Raw genomic sequence first — 22,239 nt, 5'->3', positions numbered from 1 at the left:
GTTCACGAACGTCGTTTCCGGGGCTGATCGCGTCGTGCCGCCTTCTTCTCCTTGATACGCACGGCCTCCTGCCGAACCTCGGCCTGGGTGGCGCGCTCCTGTTGCAACCACTCCGGCCGATCCGCCATGAGGCTGTCGATCTCCTCGGTGGTGAGGGCCTCGGTGACCCCGCCACGCGCCAGGCCCGCGATGGAGACCCCCAGCTTCGCCGCGACCACGGAACGCGGGTGCGGGCCGTTGCGCCGCAGTTCGAGCAACCACTCGGGCGGATCGGACTGCAGCGCGGTGAGCTCGTCGCGGGACACGACACCCTCCTGGAACTCGGCAGGTGTGGCTTCGAGGTACACACCCAGCTTCTTCGCCGCGGTTGCCGGCTTCATCGTCTGGGTGCTCTTGTGCGACGTCATGGTGCCAAGAGTAACGAGGATGCGCAGTGGTTCCGACCACGGCCGGTAGCCTGACGGAGTGACAGACGCGGTAGTGCCCCCTTCGTTCCGCCTTGCGTACGTCCCGGGGGTGACACCCACCAAGTGGATCCGGATCTGGAACGAGCGGATGCCCGACGTACCCCTCACCCTCATTGCGCTGTCCGCGGCCGACGCGCCGGCAGCTCTGCGAGACGGCGAGGTGGACGCCGGGCTAGTCCGGGTGCCGATCGATGGGGAAGGCCTCAGCGCCATCCCCCTCTATGCCGAGACCCCCGTCGTCGTCATCCCCCGAGAGCATGTGGTGGCAGCGGTGGACGAGATCGCCGTGGAGGACCTTGCGGACGACGTCGTGCTGCATCCCCTCGACGACATTCTCGAATGGGCAGAATTGCCCGGAGTACCGGCGAAGGAGCGTCCGGCCACGACGGCGGATGCGATCGAGCTGGTGGCGGCCGGAGTGGGCCTCGTCGTCGTACCGCAGTCGCTGGCCCGGCTTCATCACCGTAAGGATCTGACGTTCCGGCCGGTGACCGACGGCCCCGAGTCGCGGATCGCACTGTCGTGGCCCGAGGATCGGAAAACGGAACTGGTCGAGGAGTTCATCGGAATCGTGCGCGGGCGCACGGTCAACAGTTCGCGAGGGCGTCCACCGGCCGAGCCGGTGAAGAAGAAACGTCCGGAACCCGGCGCTACGCGGCAGCAGCGGGCAGCCGGGAACAAGAATGCCCGTGGAGGTTCGGGGAAGCGCGGTGGCAGCCGCGGGAAACCTCGCCGCCGGTCGTGAGTTCGCGGCGCGGGCTCAGTCCCGAGCGGTGAGCCGCCGCCTGCGGCTCAGGCCCGAGCGGTGAGCCGCCGCCGGCGGCTCAGTGCGAAGTAGTGACCGGGGCCGAGTTCGTGAGCAGGGCCGCCAGCTGCCCGTAATCTTCGGCGCGCGCACTCGACGAGCGGAAGACGAGTCCGATCGTCCGGCCCGGAGCGGGGGCGGCAAAGCGTGCGGTGGCCAAGGGGCCGCGCCCGATCTCTACCCGCACGGCACACTCGGGGACCAGCGTCACGCCGAGCCCGCCTGCAACGCACTGGACCACCGTCGAGAGCGACGTCGCGCGGGTGTCGCCCGCCATGGGCTGGACATCCGCCGATCTGCAGAGGTCGAGGGTCTGGTCCCGCAAACAGTGACCTTCGTCGAGGAGCAGGAGCGGCAACGCACCCAGCACCGAGGGCGAGATACCCGTATGTCCGGCCAGCTCATGCGCTTCGGGCACGACCATCACGAAATCTTCTGTGTACAGCGGTATTTCGGTGAGCCCGGCCGCGCCGCTGGGCAGTGCCATCACCGCGACGTCGAGCGAGCCGGTGCGCAGTGATTCGAGAAGGCGCGCAGTCTGATCCTCGATCACCTGTGGTTCCAGAGCGGGCATGTCCTGCCGGAGGGCCGGCAGCAATGCGGGCAACACGTACGGAGCCACAGTGGGGATCAGTCCGATCCGCAGCGGTCCGGTGAGCCGCTCCCCCACGCCCGCCGCCGTCGCGACGAAACCATCGGTGGCTTCGAGGATGACCTTCGCCTGGCCGAGCAGTCTCTCACCGGCTGTGGTCACGAGGACGCGGCGAGTACTTCGCTCGATCAGCTGTACGCCGAGGCCGCTTTCGAGGGTGGCGAGGGACTGGGAGAGTGTGGGTTGGCTCACACTCAAACGTGTAGCCGCAGTGCCGAAATGGCGGTGTTCGGCCACCGCGACGAACGCACGCAGCTGCGACAGTGTGGGTTGATAACTCTGATCAGCCATGCCTATCAGTGTAGAGACATCTATCGGCTTTACCTTTCAGCCGGTTTCGTGCAGAATGGAATCACACCAGAAAACGCGGGTGCACGACCTTCGTGTCACCCGCTTCCGGTACCGAAACCCTCAACTGCGCCTTCGGGTGTGGTTGCACTGCGTTCGACGTGTTCACAAGACAAGTAGGAGGACGAATATGGCTCTGCTCACCATCGGCGATCAGTTCCCCGCGTACAACCTGAAAGCCGTCATCGGCGGTGACCTCTCCAAGGTCGACGCCCAGCAGCCCGACGACTACTTCACCACGATCACCAGCGACGACCACGCCGGCAAGTGGCGGATCGTCTTCTTCTGGCCCAAGGACTTCACGTTCGTGTGCCCCACCGAGATCGCCGCATTCGGCAAGCTGAACGACGAGTTCGCCGACCGCGACGCGCAGGTGCTCGGTGCGTCCGTCGACAACGAGTTCGTCCACTTCCAGTGGCGTGCCCAGCACGAGGACCTGAAGACCCTTCCCTTCCCGATCCTTTCGGACCTCAAGCGTGAACTGGTCGAGGCCACCGGCGTTCTCAACGCCGACGGTGTCGCCGACCGCGCCACCTTCATCGTCGACCCCAACAACGAGGTCCAGTTCGTCTCCGTCACCGCCGGTTCCGTGGGCCGCAACGTAGACGAGGTCCTTCGTGTCCTCGACGCCCTGCAGTCCGACGAGCTGTGCGCCTGCAACTGGAAGAAGGGCGATCCGACGATCGACGCCGGCGAACTGCTGACTGCGAGCGTCTGAGTCATGACTGTAGAGAATCTGAAGAACTCACTCCCCGAATACGCCAAGGACCTCAAGCTCAATCTGAGTTCCATCGCGCGCAGTACCGTGCTGAACGAGCAGCAGCTGTGGGGCACCCTCCTCGCCACCGCAGCTGCCACCAAGTCGGCGACCACCTTGAAGGAGATCGCCGAAGAGGCGGCCGACTCGCTGTCGGCCGAGGCCTACAACGCAGCTCTGGGTGCCGCGTCGATCATGGGCATGAACAACGTCTTCTACCGCACCAAGGGCTACCTTGACGGTAAGTACGACGATCTCCGTGCGGGCCTGCGGATGAACATCATCGGCAACCCGGGTGTCGACAAGGCCGATTTCGAGCTGTGGTCGCTCGCGGTCTCCGCGATCAACGGCTGCAACCACTGCCTCGAAGCCCACGAGAACACCCTCCGGCAGGAAGGCGTCGACCGTGAGGTGATCTTCGAAGCGATCCGCGCCGGTTCGATCGTCGCGGGTGTCGCTCAGGCCGTCGAGGCCAACGAGACCCTCGCCACCGCGAGCGTCTGACACCTCGCAGAGGTACTCCCGAAGGGCCCCGCTCGCGTACTGCGCATGCGGGGCCCTTCGTCGCTCATCGGAGCGATAGAGTGCGTCAATGCCCCTTCACGTAGACGTCGTCCGGGTATTCACGGACGAGAACGGACGCCACGGCAATCCGCTCGGCATCGTCGATGCGTCGACCGTCCCGCCAGGCGACCGGCAGAAAGTCGCCGCTGCCCTCGGATACAGCGAGACGATCTTCGTCGATCTCCCCGCCCCGGGCGACGACTCCGCCCGCGCGGTAATTTTCACACCCGGAACCGAGCTTCCCTTCGCAGGACACCCCACCGTCGGGCTGTCCTGGTGGCTGCGTGAACGCGGTACCGCAGTGAAGACGCTGGACGTACCAGCCGGACCTGTGACCACCCGGCACTCGGGTGCGATCACCTGGGTGCGGGCAAAGCCGGAGTGGGCGCCCGAATTCTCGCTGTACCCGATGAACAGCGTCAGGGACGTCGAGAATGCCGATCCGAAGAAGTTCGGCAAGGGCCACCACTACCTGTGGGCCTGGACCGACAAGGTGGAGCACTCGATTCGGTCACGAATGTTTGCGCCCGACATGGGCATCGTGGAGGACGAGGCGACTGGAGCCGCCGCCGTCCGTATCACCGCTCACCTCCGGCACGCCCTGCTGATCACGCAGGGCCGCGGCTCCGAACTGCGCACCACGTACGACCCCGCAGGCTGGGTCGAGGTCGGCGGGCGTGTGCGTGCCGAAAAGTCACGAACCCTCTGACGGGCGCCGGCCGCGCCCCGCGGCAAGATCGGCGTCGCTGAGGACGACCTCGATCTCGCGGCCCAGCGTGACACCGGGGACAAGGGGAAGCCGGTCGCCACTCCAGAACTTTCCGGGGTCGTACCAACTCGTGCGGTGATCCCCGGCGAGAAGGCCCATCTCTTCGTAGGTCGTGGCGACCACCTCGGCACAGTAGGCACTTTCGAGACTCCCTGAACGCCTCCTCGTACGACGGCCGAGAGGGAGCCGTCCACCGAACCAGCGAGAAGCGAGTTTCGCGGTCGAGGGGAACGGAGTTCCGTCGAGTCGCGCAATGGTCCGCATCAGCGCGTCTTCCTGTTCCTTCGTCGCGGGCTCCGCGAGCTGCCGCAACCACCCGCGCTGTCCGTAACGGGCACCCCACACCTGGACGGCGGCGCGTAGATCGTGCAACTGCACGCCGCGGTGAAAACGCCCGGTCCACATGTCCTGCAACGAGTGCCCGAGTTCCGCGTGCCACATCAGCGGCGGCAGATCTTCGAGCACCACCGACATGCCCACGTGGTTGACGGGGCTGTTGGTCAGCGTCTGAATGGCCCGGTCCGCCGGCGATTCTCCGCGGAAGATCCAGATGTCTCCGGTGCGGGTAACGTTCACCGCGGTGTCGAGGTCGATACGGGAGCCGGCCGATCGAGCGTCGGTGTGCGAGGGCGCGTGCATGGGCTCTAGCCTAAGGCGATGAGACCCCGAGGCAGACAGTGGTGGAAACTCGTCGGGCTCGCCGGTGTGGTGGGCGTGGCAGCGACCGGTGTCGTTGCGGCCCGCGCAGACCGGCAACGCAAGGCATACACGCCGGACGAGGTCCGCGCCCGGCTCCACGAGCGCTACACCCGCGCCTACGCAGCACGCGACGGGAAGCAGGAGATTCCGTTGACACCGCCTACCTGGCGGGCTCGCTCGGCCGCCGCCCTGCACCGACTCCTCAGCCGGCTACCCGGATCGCACTAGCCGAGTGCGCGTCCGAATCCGTCGGCGAGCGCGCCCACCTGCTCGTCCGTCATGACGAACGCGGGTGAAATCTGCATCGCACCTTGACCGGCGGCACGACTCGAAATTCCGTGCTCGCGAAGAGTCTTTACGAAGGGCAAAGCCTCCGCGGGGTCGGCGAGTTGCACGGCGGCGACAGCACCGAGGCCGCTGCGGATCTCCGCGACCCGGGGGTGGTCGGCGAGCGGTGCGAGGTGCCGATGTAACGAGGCCTCTAGGCGCTTCGACTCCGCGAGAAGGTTCTCCCGCTCGATGATGTCGAGGTTGGCAAGTGCAGCGGCCGCCGCGCCGGCGTGACCACCGTAGGTGTATCCGTGACGCCACCAGACACCGCCCGCGAAGAAGGGCTCCGCCACCCGGGGTGCGATGAAGACCGCTCCCATGGGGACGTAGCCGGAGGTCAAGCCCTTCGCCGTGGTCATCATGTCGGGTTCGAGACCGAACCGCGTGGACGCGAACCAGTCGCCGCCGATTCGCCCGAAGCCCGTGACCACCTCGTCGACGACGAACAGGATGTCGTGTTCACGGCAGATGTCCCGGACCTCGGTGAGGTAACCGTCCGGCGGCAGGTACACGCCACCCGCGCCGATGATCGGCTCGCAGAAGAATGCCGCGATCCGGTCGGCGCCGACCTTCTCGACGAGCTCGAGGAGACTCTTGGCGTCGTCCCATGCCACGGTCGCGGCGTCGGCCATCAACTCGCCGTAGCCCTCCCGGTTGACGGGGATTCCTGCCAGAGCGGTACCCGCGACATGCATGCCGTGGTACGCCTTCTGCCTGCCGACCACGATCGTCTTGTCGGGCCTGCCCATTTCGTGCCAGTAGCGGCGCGCCAGTTTGGCTGCCGTGTCCACGGAGTCGGATCCACCGGAGGTGAAGAAGATTTTGCTGCCCGGCACGGGAGCCAGCGCGGCCAGCCGGTCGGCGAGTGCTGCCGTGGTTGCGGGGACGAAATCGCCGAAATTCGAGAAGTGCGCGACGGTCCGAAGTTGGTCCGCCACAGCGTCCGCGATCTCCGAGCGCCCGTGGCCGACGTTGGTGAACCACAGACCTGCGGTGGTGTCGAGGTAGCGGTTACCCTGATCGTCCCAGATGTACGCGCCGTCGCCGCGGGAGACGACGAACGCGCCGTTCTCCTCCACCGCGCCCATATCCGCGAAGCCGTGCCACAGTGCCGACGCCATGATCATCCCTTCGTGAACCCCACTCCGAGGCGACTATGCCATGTCGCCGGGCAGAGATCTCGGCCGCCTACTTCTCGGCGTAGGCGGTGGGATGCGGTTCCGTGTCGATTCCCGGCAGCCCCCGGCCTCGGATGGAGGCTCCTGCCGTTTCGGCCACGAAGTAGAGCGCCACGAGACCGATCCCGCACGCGATCATCATGTAGAACGCGGGCATCAGCGTGTTGTCCGTCCACTCGATCAGCAGTTCGTTGACGGCAGGCGCCGTTCCCCCGAACAGCGAGGTGGACACGTTGTAGGCGATGGCGAATCCGGCGAAGCGCACGTGCGTGGGAAACATCGCCGGGAACGTTGCGGAGATCGTCGACAGCTGCAGCACGTACAGCAACCCCAGGACGGCGAAAGCCAAGATTGCCCAGGCGAATCCTTGGCGCATCAGCAGATACATCGGCACCGCCAGCACGATAAGACCGACGAGCGAGACGTACCACAACGGTTTTCGTCCGAATCGGTCCGACAACCCGCCCGCGAACGGGATCACCGCCATCATCACGAGTTGCCCGACGATGAACAGCGTCAACGACGCGGTGGACGACAAACCGATCTGGGTTTCCAGATACGTCGGCATATAGCTGAGCAAGGTGTAGTTGGTGACGTTCAGAGCGACGACGAGACCGGCGAGCAGCAACATCGGCCGCCAGTACTCCGTCACCAGATCCTTGAACTCCGTCGCGGCCCCCTCCTCGACTGCCCCTTCCTCGTCGAGTTCGCGGAAGACGGGTGTTTCCTCGAGTTTCGTGCGCAGGTACAGGCCGATCAGACCCATCGGGCCCGCGATCAGGAAGGGAATACGCCATCCCCAGGTCTCCATGAACGGTTCGGTGGACGCCAGCTCCACCGTCAGAACCACGATGGCGCCCAGCGCGTATCCCCCGAGCGTGCCGAATTCGAGGAAACTACCGCAGAATCCTCGCTTCCGGTCGGGCGAATATTCGGCCATGAAGGTTGCCGCGCCGCCGTACTCACCTCCGGTGGAGAAACCCTGGATCATGCGAAGAAGCACCAGCAACAAGGGTGCCCAGAATCCGATGACGTCGTATCCGGGAACAAGTCCCACGCAGAACGTCGCTCCCGCCATCAGCAGGATGGTGAGCGCCAGAACCTGACGGCGGCCGAGACGGTCACCGAGCGGGCCCCAGACGAGCCCGCCGAGGGGTCGCACGACGAAGGAGACAGCGAACACCAGCAGGGCATACAACGTGGCAGAGCCGGTGTCGCCGGGAAAGAAGGACGCCGAAATATACGACACCGTGAACGCATACACGCCGTAGTCGAACCATTCGGTGGCGTTGCCCATTGCCGAAGCCGCGATTGCGCGTCGAAGAACTCCTGGCGGCAGGGCATCCTGGTCGGCTGGTGGATTCTCGTATGCCATGTTCCGCCCCCTCGAGGCCGCTGTCAGGTGAGTCCATTGTGTCCCGAGTGGCGGATGTTGTCGCCACTTTGCCGATTGCCACCGTGTCCGCGGACGCCGATAGTTTCGACCAGCGGCAGTGTGCGCCGACTCATCGACGGGTAGTCGACTGGGATGAACAGTCGCATCATCGCCGTGGCCGTCGACTGCCGCGACGCGCAATCACTGGCCCAATTCTGGTGTGAGGCTCTGGACTATCCGTCGACCCGCCAGTGGAACGACGCGTACGGCCGCACCTACGTCGAGGCGAATCGACCGGGATTTCCGACGCTGCTCTTCCAACCCGTCGCGGAGGAGAAAGCGGCCAAGAATCGACTGCACCTCGACATCGCCCCGTCGTCGCGCACGCAGGACGCCGAGGTGCAACGACTCCTCGCGCTCGGGGCCCGGCTGCTGAGCAACGATTCGAGGGTGCCGTGGGTGGTGCTCGCCGATCCGGAGGGCAACGAGTTCTGTGTTCTTCCCCCGCACCCGGTGGGCGACGATACGGGCGGATAGCGACGCCCTTCGATCAGCGAAGAGACCGCGACACCCGCTGCCGGACCACCCGCCCCCATGCCGCCACCCGGCGACGAGCGGTGTCGATCCACGGATGCTCGGTGACCAGCAGCACGGCGTCCCGCCAGGCACTGGGTGCGGGCAGCGATTCCACCGACCTCGTGACGAGACGATCGAGCGCCTCCGAGACCAGTGACGCCCGTTCCAAGTGCACCATGTGTCCTGCGCCGGGCACCCTGACGAGTTCTGCCTCCGGCAATTGCTCGGCGATCGCCTTCGAATACCGGAACGGCGTCAGGAGGTCCCTGTCGCCGCACAGCACCAAAGTCGGAACCGGTTCGAGGAGCGGCACCGCGGCGGTTTCGTCGTGGTTCTTGAACGAGGGCAGAAAATCGACGAGCGTCTTCAGGGGTGTGTCGTTGATCATCTGTTCGGAGTGCCAGACGATGGCCGGGCTGATACGACGATCACCAAACGACGCCGACCGCAGAATCGGCGCCAGCACGCGCTTGCTCGCGCCCCGGCCACCCTGGACTACGCGAGGCAGGGCACGTGCCGCCGTGCTGAATCCGGCGACCACCGGCGTGTTGAGGGTCCGCGCGAGGCCGACGTCCCCCAGTGCACCCGCCGCGGTCGCGATCAGTCCGACCCCCACCACCCGGGAACCGATCAGGTCGGGATGCCGGCCGACATAGGAGAGCACCGCCATTCCGCCCATGGAGTGCCCGACCAGCACGATCGGCCCCTCGGGGACGAGTGCCCGGATCACGGCGTCGATGTCCCGGGCGAGGTGCGGAATCGTGCAGGTCTCACGTCGCGGCACACCTGAATTGCCGTGCCCACGCAGATCGAAGAACACCATGCGGATCGTAGGTCCCCACACCTCTTCGAGGTGTACGCGCTGGAAATGCCAGCCGGTCATCCGGTTGCAGAAACCGTGCACGAAGACCACGGTGAGCGGCGCATATTCGGGACCGACCTCGCGGACGGCCAGCGGAACGCCATCGTCGGCCGCGACGACGCTGCCGCGGTCGCGGCTGAGCAGGTCGAAGTTCTCACCTGCGAACTCGTCGAACATAGTCTCCCAGCCGTTGCCGATATCGGGGTACGCGTCTGACGTTGGTCGTCCTGGAGAATAGCGCGTGGCGACGACCTGCCCCTGCCGCTACGCCCGAGCCGTCGGCTCGTCGACCGCGTTGGCTAGGCTGTAGCTCAGCATGTCCATCACAGCACCGAGCCGGCGAGATCTGAAGAACTCCCTCGGCGAACTCACTTTGCGCGACGAGCACCGGCTCCGCAGGCGACTGGACCGAGCGCGCACGCCCCAGGCGCTCGCCGGCGTCTCGGACGAGATCGCGGCCGCCCGCGCCCGCCTCGAGCGCCGGCGGGCGAGCGTTCCCCGCATCGACTACCCCGACGCGCTCCCGGTCAGCCAGCGCCGTGACGACATCGCGCACGCCATCTCGGAGCACCAGGTGGTAATCGTCGCGGGTGAGACCGGCTCGGGCAAGACCACGCAGATTCCGAAGATCTGCCTCGAACTCGGCCGCGGGGTACGCGGGCTCATCGGGCATACGCAGCCCCGCCGGCTCGCAGCACGGACGGTAGCCGAACGGATCGCCGAAGAGGTACACAGCGAACTCGGGGAGACGGTCGGCTATACGGTGCGGTTCACCGACCAGGTGTCGGACGGCACACTCGTCAAACTGATGACCGACGGCATCCTCCTCGCCGAGATTCAGCGCGACAAGATGCTCCGCCGGTACGACACACTCATCATCGACGAGGCTCACGAGCGCAGCCTGAACATCGACTTCATCCTGGGGTACCTACGCCAGCTACTCCCCCGGCGACCCGACCTCAAGGTCGTGATCACCTCGGCCACGATCGACCCTCAGCGGTTCGCCGAGCACTTCGCCGTCGACGGCGTGCCCGCACCGATCGTGGAGGTGTCGGGGCGAACCTTCCCTGTCGAGATGCGTTACCGCCCTCTCACCGTCGAAGTGGGCGATCAGACCTTCGATCGTGATCCCGTCGACGCGGTGTGTGAAGCCGTCGAAGAACTGTCGGCGGAAGGGGACGGCGACATCCTCGTCTTCCTGTCCGGCGAGCGGGAGATCCGCGACACCGCGGACGCGCTGCGGGACAGACGACTGCGGGGTACCGACATCGTTCCGTTGTACGCGCGACTCTCCGCGGCGGAACAGCACAAAGTGTTCACTCCCCACACGGGACGTCGGGTCGTCTTGTCGACGAACGTCGCCGAGACGTCCCTGACCGTGCCCGGCATCCGTTACGTCGTGGATCCGGGAACTGCCCGCATCTCGCGCTATTCGGTGCGCACGAAAGTGCAGCGTCTCCCGATCGAGCCGATCTCCCAGGCCTCCGCCCGCCAGCGCTCCGGTCGCTGTGGACGCGTCGCGGACGGCATCTGCATTCGGCTGTACTCGGAAGAAGACTTCGAGTCCAGGCCCCCGTTCACCGAGCCGGAGATTCTTCGCACCAATCTCGCATCCGTCATTTTGCAGATGACCGCCCTCGGTCTCGGTGACATCGCCGCGTTTCCGTTCGTCCAACCGCCCGATCCGCGCGCGATCCGGGACGGCATCGGCCTGCTCGAAGAGCTGGGCGCGATCGAGCAGTCCACCCAGAAGGAGCAGCCGGTCCTGACCCCGGTCGGACGCGAACTCGCCCAGATTCCGGTGGACCCTCGCATGGCCCGCATGCTCGTCGAGGCGCACCGGAACGGCTGCCTCGCCGAAGTCCTCGTGATCGTCTCCGCCCTGTCGATCCAGGACGTGCGCGAACGTCCCGCCGAATTCCAGCAGGCGGCCGACGAGAAACATGCCCGTTTCGCCGTGGAGAACTCGGACTTCCTGGCCTTTCTCGAGCTGTGGAAGTATCTCGGTGAACAACGGAACGAACTGTCCTCCAACCAGTTCCGGAAGATGTGCCGCAACGAATTTCTTCACTGGCTTCGCATCCGCGAATGGCAGGACCTCCATGGCCAGCTCCGCCAGATCACCCGCGGACTGGGCTGGGAGGTCAGCAGTACCTCCACCGCCGGGGAGGCGGCGATTCACCAATCGCTGCTGGCGGGACTGTTGTCGCACATCGGACTTCGCGAGGGCGACAAGCGCGACTTCCTCGGTGCGCGTGGAAGCCGATTCGCCATCTTCCCCGGTTCGAGCCTGTTCAAGAAGCCCCCGCGGTGGGTGATGGCCGCAGAACTCGTAGAAACCTCTCGGTTGTGGGCACGAATGTCCGCGAGGATCGAACCCGAGTGGGCCGAGAAGCTCGCGCCGCACCTCGTGAAACGCACCTACTCCGAACCGCACTGGTCGTCCAAGCGCGGATCCGCCATGGCGTGGGAACGCGTGACGTTGTACGGGATCCCCCTCGTCGCCCGGCGCGCGGTGAACTACGCTGCCATCGACCCCCAAACGTCCCGCGAACTGTTCATCCGCCATGCACTCGTCCAGGGCGAATGGCAAACTCAGCACACATTCTTCCACGCCAACCGCGCACTGCTCGAAGATGTCGAGGAACTCGAGCATCGCGCGCGTCGCCGCGACATCCTCGTCGACGACGACACGTTGTACGAATTCTACGATCAGCGTGTGGGCGCCGAGGCAGTGTCAGCCCGTCACTTCGACTCCTGGTGGAAGGTGGCCCGCCGCGCCACGCCGGACCTCCTCACCTTCACCCAGTCGACGGTCGTCAACGCCGATTCGGTCGCCGTGCTGGGTGGCGACTACCCCGACGCCTGGCGTCAGGGAGACATGCAGTTCCCGCTCACCTACCAGTTCGAGCCCGGGAACGAGGACGACGGCGTCAGCGCTCGCATCCCGATCGCCCTGCTCGCCGGTCTCCGGCCGGTGGGCTTCGATTGGCTCGTCCCCGGCATGCGCGTCGAGTTGGTGACGGCCCTGATTAAGACTCTCCCCAAAACCCTACGCCGGCAGGTGGTTCCGGCCCCCGACTTCGCGGCAGCGGCCCTCGCGGCGGTGAAACCGCGTTCCGAACCGCTCGTCACAGCGATGGCTCGGGAGTTGTCGCGACTCGGGGCATGCCGCATCGATCCGAAGGACTTCGATGTCGCGGCACTCCCCGACCACCTACGCATGACGTTCGCGGCCGTGGACGAGAAGGGCACCGTCCTGAGCCGCGACAAGGATCTGGTGGCGCTCCGCACGTCCCTCGCTCCCCGCGTGCAAAAGGAAGTCGCGAAGGCGGCCTCCGCTTCCGAGCGGCCCCCTGCGCTCACCTGGACGCCGGACACGCTCGGTTCCCTCGAGCCGACGGTGACCCGAGAACTGGGCGGGCAAAAAGTCACCGGCTATCCCGCCCTCGTTCCCGAGGGCGATGGTGTCGCCGTCCGTGTCCTGAGCACACCGTCCGAGCAACGGGCGGCTATGCGCGCCGGAACCCGCAGGCTCCTCCTCGCCGCCGTACCGACCCAGGCCAAGACGGTCGTCACCGGGCTGAGCAACACCCAGCGGCTGACCCTCGGCCAGAATCCGGACGGCAGCCTCGACGCGTTGATCGACGACTGCCGCAATGCCGCGGCTGACCAGTTGATCGCCGCTCACGGGGCGCCGATCCGCACTCCCCGTGACTTCGACGCGCTCGTCGCCGAGGCGCGAGCGGCGATGGCCCGCGAGGTCGCAATTCTGCTACGCCTCGTCCTGCCGATTCTGGAATCTGATCACCGACTGGCCGTGGTTCTCGAACGGGCCACCGGGGAGGCTGCCGACGATGTGCGGGAACAGCGCGCGGCGCTGCTCTTTCCTCGATTCGTTGCCGAGACCGGATCCGCGCGGCTCCGTGAGCTACCTCGGTATCTCACCGCCGCCGCCGCACGCCTCGAATCGCTCCCCGGCAGTGCACCCCGCGATCGGAAGGGAATGGACGTCCTCGACCGCGTATATGCAGCATATGAACGCATGCTGGCAACGCTGCCGGAGGAGCGGCACCATTCGCCCGACATCGACGCGATCCACTGGATGATCGAGGAACTCCGAGTCAGCTTGTTCGCCCAGACGATCGGGACACCGATACAGGTGTCCGAGAAGCGGGTTCTCAGCGCGATGCAGAAGGTGCGCTGATGGCCGAATCGGGTGTCATTCGCTTTCGCGGGACTCGCGATGAGCGCGTAGTTCTTTGATTTCGCGCGCGAAATCTTCCGCCGAACTGAACGAGCGGTACACGGACGCGAAACGCAGATACGCGACCTCGTCCAGATCCCGGAGGGGACCCAGGATGGCGAGCCCGACCTCGTTGCTGGGAATCTCCGCGGAACCCGAGGCCCGCACGGCATCTTCGACTTGCTGGGCAAGAAGATTCAGTGCGTCGTTGTCGACTTGGCGGCCCTGGCAGGCGCGCCGAACGCCGCGCACCACCTTCTCCCGACTGAACGGTTCGGTGACACCGCTGCGCTTGACGACCGAGAGGACCGCGGTTTCCACGGTGGTGAACCGGCGGCCGCACTCGGGGCACGAGCGTCGCCTGCGGATGGCCTGACCTTCGTCGGCTTCCCGGGAATCGACCACACGTGAATCGGGGTGCCGGCAGAACGGGCAGTGCATGGCGATTCCTTCGTCGTAGCCGTCGTGGCCGCGGCTTTTCGCCTCCCCCGATGGCGAACCGACGAATACGGATTCACGCAGCGGATGCACGATCTCGACGCGACCACACGAAGTGGTGGGACTGACAGCATTCGAGACTACTCGTCTGTCGATCGGCGGAGGCATGCAGAGCCACCACGATCACCGGGTGCCGGACGCAGGAACGATCAACGTCTGCCCCGGATGCACGACGGAGTCCGACATGGCATTGAGTTCCATGATCTGTTCGACGACCCGCGCCACAGGACGGTCCGGTAAGACAGTCGCGGCCACGGCAGCGAGAGTGTCGCCCTCCCGGACCTGAACGACCTCGGTCGCGCCCGACGACCCCATGTCGTCGACGGTGGCAAACTGCGCCACTCCCACGAGGCCCAACAGAACTGCGGCCGTGATCGCGATGCTTGCGAGGACCATCCGCCAACCCACGTCGCTTCCCCGATACGCGTGCTCGGCCCGAGACATGCGTGACCGGGTGCCGTAGGCGACCGTTCCGGCTGCGGGACGGCGAAGGTCACCCTCGACGAAACGCCGGCGGGGCAGTGTCCGGTACGACCGCCCCCCACGCGAGCGGACGACGCGTGACCCGGCGCCCGACCGAACCGCGCGCGGGCCGAGTGCCTGCCGATCCAGGACGGCCTGGCCATCCACGTTTCGGCCGTTCAGTACTGATTGCCGATGGAGAACTGACTGCCGATGGAGAACTGCGTTGCTCATCGGGACCTCCGCTGCTCGAATCCGATTCCGTCCCGCCAGGCGTGGGAGTCTGCCGGGTGTTCGATCACGCGTTCGAAAGAACACATGTTCGATTTCTACCACGCGGGTCCGACAAAGTCTTCCCTTCGCGGTCGAACACGTGCACGACACGGTCGAACAGGTGTTTGATACTGCGGCGGAACCGAGATAGATTCGAGGCAACGAAACAACAGTCACATACGACCCATTTTCGAGTGGATCCGCACGACCCACACCACGCGATCCACATCCGCACGGCAGAAGATCGACACGACAAACGGAGGCCCCTCGCCATGAAGGACGACAGCTCGACCGACGGTTCGGCTCCACAGGTGAGCGGCGGCACCGCCGCCGGGTTGACCGATCGGCAGCGCCGCGTCCTCGAGGTGATTCGGACGTCCGTGAACGAGCGGGGTTACCCGCCGAGTATCCGGGAGATCGGCGACGCGGTGGGCCTCACCTCGACGTCGTCGGTCGCCCACCAGCTCCGCACGCTCGAACGCAAGGGCTTTCTCCGCCGCGACCCCAATCGTCCACGCGCCGTCGACGTGCGCGGTGTGGACGAGGTTGCCGCAGGCGCCGCCGCGAACGCTGCCAATGCGGGCAATGCTGCCCGCGCCACCACCGCCCCCTTGGCCGCGGTTCCTACCGGTGTCGAGGGCGCACCGCTACCGGAGCCGACCTTCGTGCCGGTTCTCGGCCGAATCGCCGCAGGTGGCCCGATCCTCGCGGAGGAGGCTGTCGAGGACGTCTTCCCGCTTCCCCGCGAACTCGTGGGCCAAGGGTCGTTGTTCCTGTTGAAGGTGGTCGGTGAGTCGATGATCGACGCGGCGATCTGCGACGGCGACTGGGTGGTGGTGCGTCAGCAGAACGTGGCGGAGAACGGTGACATCGTCGCCGCGATGATCGACGGCGAGGCCACGGTGAAAACCTTCAAGCGCACGAAGAACGAGGTGTGGCTGATGCCCCACAACGCGTTGTTCGAGCCGATCCCCGGCAACGAGGCCGTGATCCTGGGCAAGGTCGTCACCGTGATGCGCAAGATCTAGAGGGCAGTCCTCACACGGAAGAGCCCGCGGCACACGCCGCGGGCTCTTCCGTGTCCTCGAGATGTCGCTGACCGGGTCAGAGGTTGAGCCCCCGTCCGATGATCTCTTTCATGATCTCCGTGGTTCCGCCGTAGATCGTCTGCACACGGGAATCCATGTAGGCCTTGGCAATCGGGTACTCCTTCATGTACCCGTACCCACCGTGCAGCTGCAGGCACCGGTCGATGAGCCGGACCTGGGCTTCGGTGGTCCACCACTTGGCCATGGCGGCTTCCTGGACGGAGAGCTTCTCGTCGTTGAGCAGTTCGATGAACTTGTCGACGAGGACGCGTACAGCTGTTGTCTCCGTAGCGAGCTCGGCGAGTACGAAGCGCGTGTTCTGGAAACTGCCGATGGACTTGCCGAAGGCCTTCCGGTCGCGGCAGTACTGGATCGTCATCTCCAGCGCCGACTCCATGGCCGCCGCGGCCACCACGGCAATCGACAGACGCTCCTGCGGGAGATTCTTCATGAGGTAGAGGAAGCCCATTCCCTCCTCACCGAGCAGATTCGCCGCCGGAACACGCACGTCGGTGAAGCTCAATTCCGCGGTGTCCTGGGCCTTCATGCCGATTTTGTCCAGGTTGCGGCCGCGTTCGAAACCCTCCATGCCCCGTTCGACGACGAGGAGGCTGAATCCCTGCGCGCCCTTGTCGGGATCGGTACACGCGACGACGATCACGAGGTCTGCGTTGATGCCGTTGGTGATGAAGGTCTTGGAACCGTTGAGAACCCAGTCGTCGCCGTCACGAACCGCACGGGTCTTGATTCCCTGCAGATCACTGCCGGTACCGGGTTCGGTCATGGCGATCGCCGTGATCAGCTCCCCGGAGGCGAACCCGGGCAACCAGCGCTGCTTCTGCTCCTCGTTGGAGAGCTCGAGCAGGTAGGGGGCCACCACGTCGTTGTGCAGTGTGAAGCCGACGCCGCTGTATCCCCCGCGCGTGGTCTCTTCGGTGATGATCGCGTTGTACCTGAAGTCGCGGACACCGCCGCCGCCGAACTCCTCCGGCACCGCCATACCGAGAAAGCCCTGCTTACCGGCCTCGACCCACACGCTGCGGTCGACAATGTTCTGTTCTTCCCACTTGGCATGGTTGGGTTCGGCGTGCTGGGCGAGAAACTTTCGGTACGACTCCCGGAACAGTTCGTGCTCCGGTTCGAACAGGGTGCGCTCCACGCCGACTCCTCATATCAAACTTGTTCGGGTACGTCTCGTTCGACGGTAGAGGTGGCGGACGCAGCGGAGAATGACCCAGGTGATCGCGATTCGTGACCCATCCGGTTCGGTCAGGACCTGCGGAACCCCGCGAGCGACCGCATGACGGGATAGGCGACGAGGATGCCGATCGAACCCCAGGCGATTCCGCCGAGCTCCACCGAGCCCATCGTCAGTGTGAGGTCCCCGATGCCGGCAACAAGCGCCGCCGCAACGACGGTCAGATTTACCGGGTCGGTGAAATCGACCTTCGCCTCCATCCAGATGCGGACACCCAGGACGCCGATGAGCCCGTACAGCACCAGAGTCGCGCCGCCGATGACACCGCTCGGGACGGTGAAGACCAGGGCACCGAACTTGGGGGAAAATGCCAGGACCACGGCCGTGGCGGCAGCAACCCAGTACGCCGCGGTCGAATAGACCCGTGTCGCGGCCATGACCCCGATGTTCTCGGCGTAGGTGGTGGTGCCGGAGCCACCGCCGAATCCCGCCAGGGTGGTGGCGAGTCCGTCCGCGACGAGTGCGTCGCCGGCAACGTCGTCGAGTGATCGGCCGGTCATCGCGGACACCGCTTTCACGTGGCCGACGTTCTCGGCGACGAGGACGATGACGACGGGCAATGTCAGCGCGATCACCGACCATTCGAACGTGGGCCCCCGCAACTCGGGCATTCCGAACCAGGCTGCATCGCGCAGGGCGGTCACGCGTTCGTCGGCGAGGCCCCCGGTGATCGCCGCGAAGATCCAGCCGAGGACAACGCCGACCAGGATCCCGAGACGGCCGAGCAATCCGGGTCCAAGAACGGTGACGACAAGAATCGCGAGCAGGGTCACGCCCGCGATGAGGGGTTGTGACTCGAACGAATCGACCGCTGTCGGAGCGAGATTGAGCCCGATCAGCGCCACGACAGCGCCCGTGACGACGGGCGGCATGACCGCGTCGATCACCCGGGAGCCCGCCAGTTTCACGGCCACGCCGACCAGCAAGAGGAGCACACCCGCCGCCGCCACCCCGCCGAGCTGGGCGGCGGGACCGGATGCCTGGGATGCCGTCAACGGGGCGATGAATGCGAAGGAGGAACCGAGGTAGCTGGGAATGCGGCCGCGGGTCAGGAGCAGGAAGAGCGCCGTTCCGATCCCCGAGAACAACAGCGTGGTGGTGACCGGGAAGCCGGTAATCGTCGGCACCAAGAGGGTGGCACCGAACATCGCGATGACGTGTTGCATCCCGATCCCGACCGTACGGGGCCAGGTCAGACGCTCGGCAGGTGCAACGACCTCTCCATCGGCAATCCGCCTACCGTCACCGTGCAGGGTCCACCCGAAGGCCTTCGCGGGGGCGGCCTGGTCGGAACCCCCTCCGACCGGGCCGTCGGAGGCGTCGGTTTCTCTTCTCGTCACAGTTGGCCAATAGTAGGGACGATCTGCGAATTTCGCGCCGTGGGGCCCGAAACGACACGGCAAGCGTCGTCAGCCCAAGACCCGAGCCGCGACGTTCCGCGCCTCCATGGGATCGCTGGTGGCCAGTACCTCCTCGGCGGCGCGACGGCACTGTTCCTGGGACACCGTGCCTATCTTGGCGCCCACGCCGGACACCGCAGCACCTGCGCAGGACAGCGACGTCACCCCGAGCCCCACTAGCACGCATGCAAGAAGAGGATCGGCTGCCGCCTCGCCGCACACACCCACGGGCTTCCCGGCCGCAAGTCCCGCCGCAGCGGTGCGCGCGACGAGGTCGAGGACCGCAGGCTGCCACGGATCGGTGAGCGCCGCGAGTTCGGAGGACATGCGGTCGGCAGCCATCGTGTACTGCGCAAGGTCATTCGTACCGATGGACAGGAAGTCGACGTGCCGGAGCAGGCGGTCCGCGAGCAGCGCCGCGGCCGGTACCTCGATCATCACGCCGGGAGTCAGACCCCGCGCCCGGACCTCGGCAGCGAAGTTCTCGGCCTCCGCGGTGGTGGCGATCATCGGTGCCATCACCCACGGCTGTGACTGAGTCTGTTTCGCCGCAGCAGCGATGGCGTCGAGTTGCCTACCGAGAATGCCCGGGTTCTGAACCGCGATGCGGATTCCCCGGACGCCGAGCGCCGGGTTGGCCTCGTCTGCCGTAGTGGCGAAGCGCAGCGGCTTGTCCGAACCGGCATCCAAGGTGCGGATCACTACCTTCCGACCGGAAAACGCCTCGAGCACCTCCGCGTAGATGTCCGCCTGCTCGTCGACACCGGGTTCGGAATCACGGTCGAGGAAGCACAGTTCGGTGCGGAAGAGGCCGACGCCTTCGGCAGCGGTCTCCCGTGCGGATCTGGCGCCGGCGCCATCCTGCACGTTGGCGAGGATCGATACGGGTCGGCCGTCGCTGGTCCGCCCCGGACCCGACCACGTCGAAATCCTCGCCCGCTCCGCTCGGCCGTGCTCGACCGCGGCCCGCGCTTCGGCCGGATCCGGCTCCACCACCACTTCGCCTGCCGCACCGTCGAGCAGCACGGGAGTGCCTGCCGGAACCGACTCGAGATCGTGTACTGCCACCACGCACGGAATGCCGAGCTGCCGCGCGATGATCGCGGTGTGGCTGGTCGGCCCCCCGAGCAGGGTGACGAGTCCGACGATCGACGCGGGGTCGAGACCTGCGGTGTCTGCTGGAGCTAGATCCCGCGCGCACAGGATCGATGGCGCGTCGGGAACGGGAATGCCTGGTTCGGGTAGACCCCGGAGTTCCGACACGACCCGATCGCGGATGTCGCGCAGATCGGTCACGCGTTCGGCCATCAGCCCACCCATCTTGGTGAACAGCGCCGCAAACTGCTCGGTTGCTTCGGAGGCTGCTTCTTCGGCGGGCGCCCCGCCGGCAATCAGCTTCTGAGCTGCGCCCAGCCATCCCCTGTCTGCCGCCATGGCCGCGTTGGCCTGAAGGACCTCCGCAGCAGCTCCCGACACGGTGGCTGCCCGATCGCGCAGGCGCTGAGCCACCACCGCTGCAGCTTCCTCGAAGCGAACTTTCTCCTGGTCGCGCCCGGATTCGTCCACCCTCGGCAGTCCGCTGGTGACCTCAGGTCGAGCGGCGGGCCAGATGACCGGCGCATAGGCGATGCCCGGCACCACCGGGGTACCTCGCACGATTTCACGGTTCTCGGTCATCGGGTCCTCCTGGCCGGTCGGTTCAGTCATCGCGTGGTTCGCACACGCATCAACTCTGTGACGGAGATTACTCTCAACTCTTGACATGTCAACACAGTCGGGCGTAAAACAACATGACACAACATTTCGTGTGATGCGGACCATATCGGACTTCGCCCCGATCGGACTTCCTCACCGAACTTCTTCGAGACAAGGAACGGGGAGACGGTGTACCCGGAAGAACGTCAGCAGGCAGTCACCACACTGATCTCGCAACGCGGCCGCATGTCGGTCGCGGATCTCTCCGACACCTTCGGCGTCACCACCGAGACGGTCCGGCGGGATCTCGCCCTGCTCGAGCGGCTGGGACACGTCCGACGCGTGCATGGTGGCGCGGTGCCCGCAGGATCTCTCACGGTCACCGAACCGGGCATGACGGAGCGGGACCACACCCGCGCCGAGCAGAAGGACCGGATCGCCAAGCGCGCGGCCTCGTTCCTGCCTCCCTCCGGGGGAAGTGTGCTGTTCGATGCGGGAACGACCACCGGCCGGATCATCCCGGAACTGCCGTCCGACGCCGACCTCACAGTGATCACGAACTCCGTGCCCATTGCCGCCCGGCTTGCCGGACTGAACTCGGTCACCCTTCATCTGCTCGGCGGCCGGGTGCGGGGTGTCACCCAGGCTGCAGTCGGCGAGGAGGCATTACGCATTCTCGACGTTCTTCGGGTGGACGTCGCATTCATCGGCACCAACGCCCTGAGCGTCGGCCACGGTCTGTCCACACCGGACACCGACGAGGCGGCGGTGAAGCGGGCCATGGTCCGATGCGCCAACCACGTCGTGGTGGTGGCCGACTCGTCCAAGGTGGGGCGCGAGCACCTGGTGAGTTTCGCACCCATCCACAGCGTCGACATTCTCGTCACCGATTCCGACATCAGCCCCGCAGACCGAGCCCATTTCCACGACCAGGGAATCGAGGTGGTGATCGCATGATCGTCACGCTGACCGCAAATCCGAGTATCGACCGCACCGTGACCCTCGGGGGACGGCTCGAACGCGGCTCCGTCCTTCGCGCTGTCGCCACCCATAACGATCCGGGTGGCAAGGGTGTCAACGTGGCGCGCGCCCTGACCTCCGCCGGCGTCGCCACGGTGGCGATCCTCCCCGCCAACGCCGGCGATCCGTTGCCGTCCACCCTCAGGGACAACAAAATCGAGCACGTCACCGTGGCCATGTCCGGCTCGGCCCGCACCAACATCACGATCACCGAACCCGACGGCACCACCACGAAGATCAACGAACCCGGTGTCCCGATGACGGCTCAGTCCCTCGCCGATCTGCACACCGCGCTTTCCGAGTTCGGTGCGCGTGCCGACTGGGTCGTGTTGGCTGGTTCCCTGCCGCCCGGTGTTCCGACCGACTGGTACGCCACGCTTGTCGAGTCGCTGCGCTCGGCGTCCTGCAAAGTGGCGGTCGACACCTCCGACGCTCCCCTGCTGGCCTTGGCGGAACGCTTTCCCGCCGCCGCACCGGACCTCGTCAAACCGAACAGCGAGGAACTCGCCCAGCTCACCGGCTACGACGGTCGCCTACTCGAAGAGGCCGCGCTGCAGGGCGATCCGACTGCGGCCGCCCACGCAGGAAGGCTGCTCCTCGATCGCGGCGTCGAGACGGTACTCGTCACCCTGGGAGCGGCCGGTGCCGTTCTGGTGACGAACGACGGTTCCTGGTGGGCGACGCCGCCACCCATCGTCGCGCGAAGCACCGTCGGGGCCGGCGATTCCTCGCTGGCCGGTTACCTGGCGGCGCACGTCGCCGGTGCAGCCCCTCCGGAGTGCCTACGATCCGCCGTCGCCTACGGCAGCGCGGCGGCGGCCCTCCCCGGTACCACCCTGCCGAGTCCCGAACACGTGCACAGGGACGCCGTCACTGTGACCGCCCTCACCTCCCCCGCCCCCGATCCGGCCTGACCC

Annotated in this window: 21 protein-coding genes; 10 read left to right on the top strand and 11 right to left on the bottom strand. The window is 66.1% G+C overall.

Annotated elements, in window-relative coordinates:
* Window positions 1–2 precede the first annotated feature (2 nt).
* Entirely contained in the window at window positions 3–407 is a 405-nt protein-coding gene (locus tag GFS60_RS28490; protein ID WP_109330697.1) for a DUF5997 family protein, read from the bottom strand.
* A 58-nt stretch (window positions 408–465) separates the two neighbouring features.
* Between GFS60_RS28490 and GFS60_RS28485 the strand changes: the two genes are divergently transcribed.
* A complete protein-coding gene (locus GFS60_RS28485) occupies window positions 466–1,212 on the top strand; it encodes a LysR substrate-binding domain-containing protein (protein ID WP_159926352.1) in 747 nt (248 codons plus the stop codon).
* 79 nt (window positions 1,213–1,291) lie between these two features.
* Here the strand turns inward: GFS60_RS28485 and GFS60_RS28480 are convergent, their stop codons facing one another.
* Window positions 1,292–2,215, bottom strand: a complete 924-nt coding sequence (locus GFS60_RS28480; RefSeq protein ID WP_159926350.1) for a hydrogen peroxide-inducible genes activator — start codon at window positions 2,213–2,215, stop codon at window positions 1,292–1,294.
* Between the two features lie 187 nt (window positions 2,216–2,402).
* Between GFS60_RS28480 and GFS60_RS28475 the strand changes: the two genes are divergently transcribed.
* The 3 genes from GFS60_RS28475 to GFS60_RS28465 all read left to right on the top strand — a co-directional run bounded on the left by GFS60_RS28475 (window position 2,403) and on the right by GFS60_RS28465 (window position 4,302).
* Window positions 2,403–2,990, top strand: coding sequence for a peroxiredoxin (locus GFS60_RS28475; protein WP_109330702.1), 588 nt, complete (start codon window positions 2,403–2,405; stop codon window positions 2,988–2,990).
* 3 nt (window positions 2,991–2,993) lie between these two features.
* On the top strand, window positions 2,994–3,533 hold the full coding sequence (locus tag GFS60_RS28470) for a carboxymuconolactone decarboxylase family protein (RefSeq protein ID WP_109330704.1): 540 nt from the start codon (window positions 2,994–2,996) through the stop codon (window positions 3,531–3,533).
* An 88-nt stretch (window positions 3,534–3,621) separates the two neighbouring features.
* Window positions 3,622–4,302 carry a PhzF family phenazine biosynthesis protein gene (locus GFS60_RS28465; RefSeq protein ID WP_159926348.1) on the top strand — a complete coding sequence of 227 codons (681 nt, stop codon included), beginning with the start codon at window positions 3,622–3,624 and terminating at the stop codon, window positions 4,300–4,302.
* Here the strand turns inward: GFS60_RS28465 and GFS60_RS28460 are convergent.
* The gene (locus GFS60_RS28460) at window positions 4,288–5,001 is read right to left on the bottom strand and encodes a hypothetical protein (protein ID WP_159926346.1); all 714 of its coding nucleotides are present in this window, start codon (window positions 4,999–5,001) and stop codon (window positions 4,288–4,290) included. The two genes, GFS60_RS28465 and GFS60_RS28460, sit on opposite strands and share 15 nt — an antisense overlap.
* Window positions 5,002–5,019: 18 nt before the next feature.
* Here GFS60_RS28460 and GFS60_RS28455 point away from each other — a divergent pair, with 18 nt between their 5' ends.
* Window positions 5,020–5,289, top strand: a complete 270-nt coding sequence (locus GFS60_RS28455) for a hypothetical protein (RefSeq protein ID WP_201453470.1) — start codon at window positions 5,020–5,022, stop codon at window positions 5,287–5,289.
* On the opposite strand, the gene GFS60_RS28450 is transcribed toward GFS60_RS28455, so the two are convergent.
* Together GFS60_RS28450 and GFS60_RS28445 are read right to left on the bottom strand one after the other, a co-directional pair.
* Window positions 5,286–6,518: an aminotransferase family protein gene (locus GFS60_RS28450; RefSeq protein WP_159926345.1), complete on the bottom strand. Its 1,233-nt coding sequence runs from the start codon at window positions 6,516–6,518 to the stop codon at window positions 5,286–5,288. The two genes, GFS60_RS28455 and GFS60_RS28450, sit on opposite strands and share 4 nt — an antisense overlap.
* Window positions 6,519–6,579: 61 nt before the next feature.
* Complete coding sequence (locus GFS60_RS28445) at window positions 6,580–7,944, bottom strand: MFS transporter (RefSeq protein WP_159926344.1); 1,365 nt, start codon at window positions 7,942–7,944, stop codon at window positions 6,580–6,582.
* A 153-nt stretch (window positions 7,945–8,097) separates the two neighbouring features.
* Between GFS60_RS28445 and GFS60_RS28440 the strand changes: the two genes are divergently transcribed.
* A complete protein-coding gene (locus GFS60_RS28440; RefSeq protein ID WP_159926343.1) occupies window positions 8,098–8,481 on the top strand; it encodes a VOC family protein in 384 nt (127 codons plus the stop codon).
* A 13-nt stretch (window positions 8,482–8,494) separates the two neighbouring features.
* On the opposite strand, the gene GFS60_RS28435 is transcribed toward GFS60_RS28440, so the two are convergent.
* Window positions 8,495–9,559 (bottom strand): alpha/beta fold hydrolase, encoded by a 1,065-nt coding sequence (locus GFS60_RS28435; protein WP_159926342.1) that lies wholly within the window; start codon window positions 9,557–9,559, stop codon window positions 8,495–8,497.
* A 139-nt stretch (window positions 9,560–9,698) separates the two neighbouring features.
* Here GFS60_RS28435 and hrpA point away from each other — a divergent pair, with 139 nt between their 5' ends.
* Complete coding sequence (gene hrpA / locus GFS60_RS28430) at window positions 9,699–13,589, top strand: ATP-dependent RNA helicase HrpA (RefSeq protein ID WP_159926341.1); 3,891 nt, start codon at window positions 9,699–9,701, stop codon at window positions 13,587–13,589.
* Between the two features lie 15 nt (window positions 13,590–13,604).
* On the opposite strand, the gene nrdR is transcribed toward hrpA, so the two are convergent.
* Window positions 13,605–14,069, bottom strand: a complete 465-nt coding sequence (gene nrdR, locus GFS60_RS28425) for a transcriptional regulator NrdR (protein WP_109335162.1) — start codon at window positions 14,067–14,069, stop codon at window positions 13,605–13,607.
* Between the two features lie 180 nt (window positions 14,070–14,249).
* Window positions 14,250–14,822 carry a LysM peptidoglycan-binding domain-containing protein gene (locus tag GFS60_RS28420; RefSeq protein WP_159926340.1) on the bottom strand — a complete coding sequence of 191 codons (573 nt, stop codon included), beginning with the start codon at window positions 14,820–14,822 and terminating at the stop codon, window positions 14,250–14,252.
* A 311-nt stretch (window positions 14,823–15,133) separates the two neighbouring features.
* Between GFS60_RS28420 and lexA the strand changes: the two genes are divergently transcribed.
* Window positions 15,134–15,889 carry a transcriptional repressor LexA gene (gene lexA / locus GFS60_RS28415; protein ID WP_159926339.1) on the top strand — a complete coding sequence of 252 codons (756 nt, stop codon included), beginning with the start codon at window positions 15,134–15,136 and terminating at the stop codon, window positions 15,887–15,889.
* Window positions 15,890–15,965: 76 nt separating this feature from the next.
* Here lexA and GFS60_RS28410 read toward each other — a convergent pair whose 3' ends face one another.
* The 3 genes from GFS60_RS28410 to ptsP all read right to left on the bottom strand — a co-directional run bounded on the left by GFS60_RS28410 (window position 15,966) and on the right by ptsP (window position 20,284).
* Window positions 15,966–17,108, bottom strand: coding sequence for an acyl-CoA dehydrogenase family protein (locus tag GFS60_RS28410; protein WP_159926338.1), 1,143 nt, complete (start codon window positions 17,106–17,108; stop codon window positions 15,966–15,968).
* A gap of 110 nt (window positions 17,109–17,218) precedes the next feature.
* The gene (locus GFS60_RS28405) at window positions 17,219–18,547 is read right to left on the bottom strand and encodes a uracil-xanthine permease family protein (RefSeq protein ID WP_159926336.1); all 1,329 of its coding nucleotides are present in this window, start codon (window positions 18,545–18,547) and stop codon (window positions 17,219–17,221) included.
* A 69-nt stretch (window positions 18,548–18,616) separates the two neighbouring features.
* Window positions 18,617–20,284 carry a phosphoenolpyruvate--protein phosphotransferase gene (gene ptsP / locus GFS60_RS28400; protein ID WP_159926335.1) on the bottom strand — a complete coding sequence of 556 codons (1,668 nt, stop codon included), beginning with the start codon at window positions 20,282–20,284 and terminating at the stop codon, window positions 18,617–18,619.
* Window positions 20,285–20,491: 207 nt separating this feature from the next.
* Here ptsP and GFS60_RS28395 point away from each other — a divergent pair, with 207 nt between their 5' ends.
* Window positions 20,492–21,259, top strand: a complete 768-nt coding sequence (locus tag GFS60_RS28395) for a DeoR/GlpR family DNA-binding transcription regulator (RefSeq protein WP_159926334.1) — start codon at window positions 20,492–20,494, stop codon at window positions 21,257–21,259.
* Window positions 21,256–22,236 carry a 1-phosphofructokinase gene (pfkB, locus tag GFS60_RS28390; protein WP_159926333.1) on the top strand — a complete coding sequence of 327 codons (981 nt, stop codon included), beginning with the start codon at window positions 21,256–21,258 and terminating at the stop codon, window positions 22,234–22,236. The genes GFS60_RS28395 and pfkB overlap by 4 nt, the downstream gene beginning before the upstream one ends.
* Window positions 22,237–22,239 lie beyond the last annotated feature (3 nt).

The organism is Rhodococcus sp. WAY2, assembly GCF_009859915.1.
GTDB lineage: Bacteria > Actinomycetota > Actinomycetes > Mycobacteriales > Mycobacteriaceae > Rhodococcus_F > Rhodococcus_F oxybenzonivorans.
This window is presented reverse-complemented; position numbering and strand designations above follow the sequence as displayed.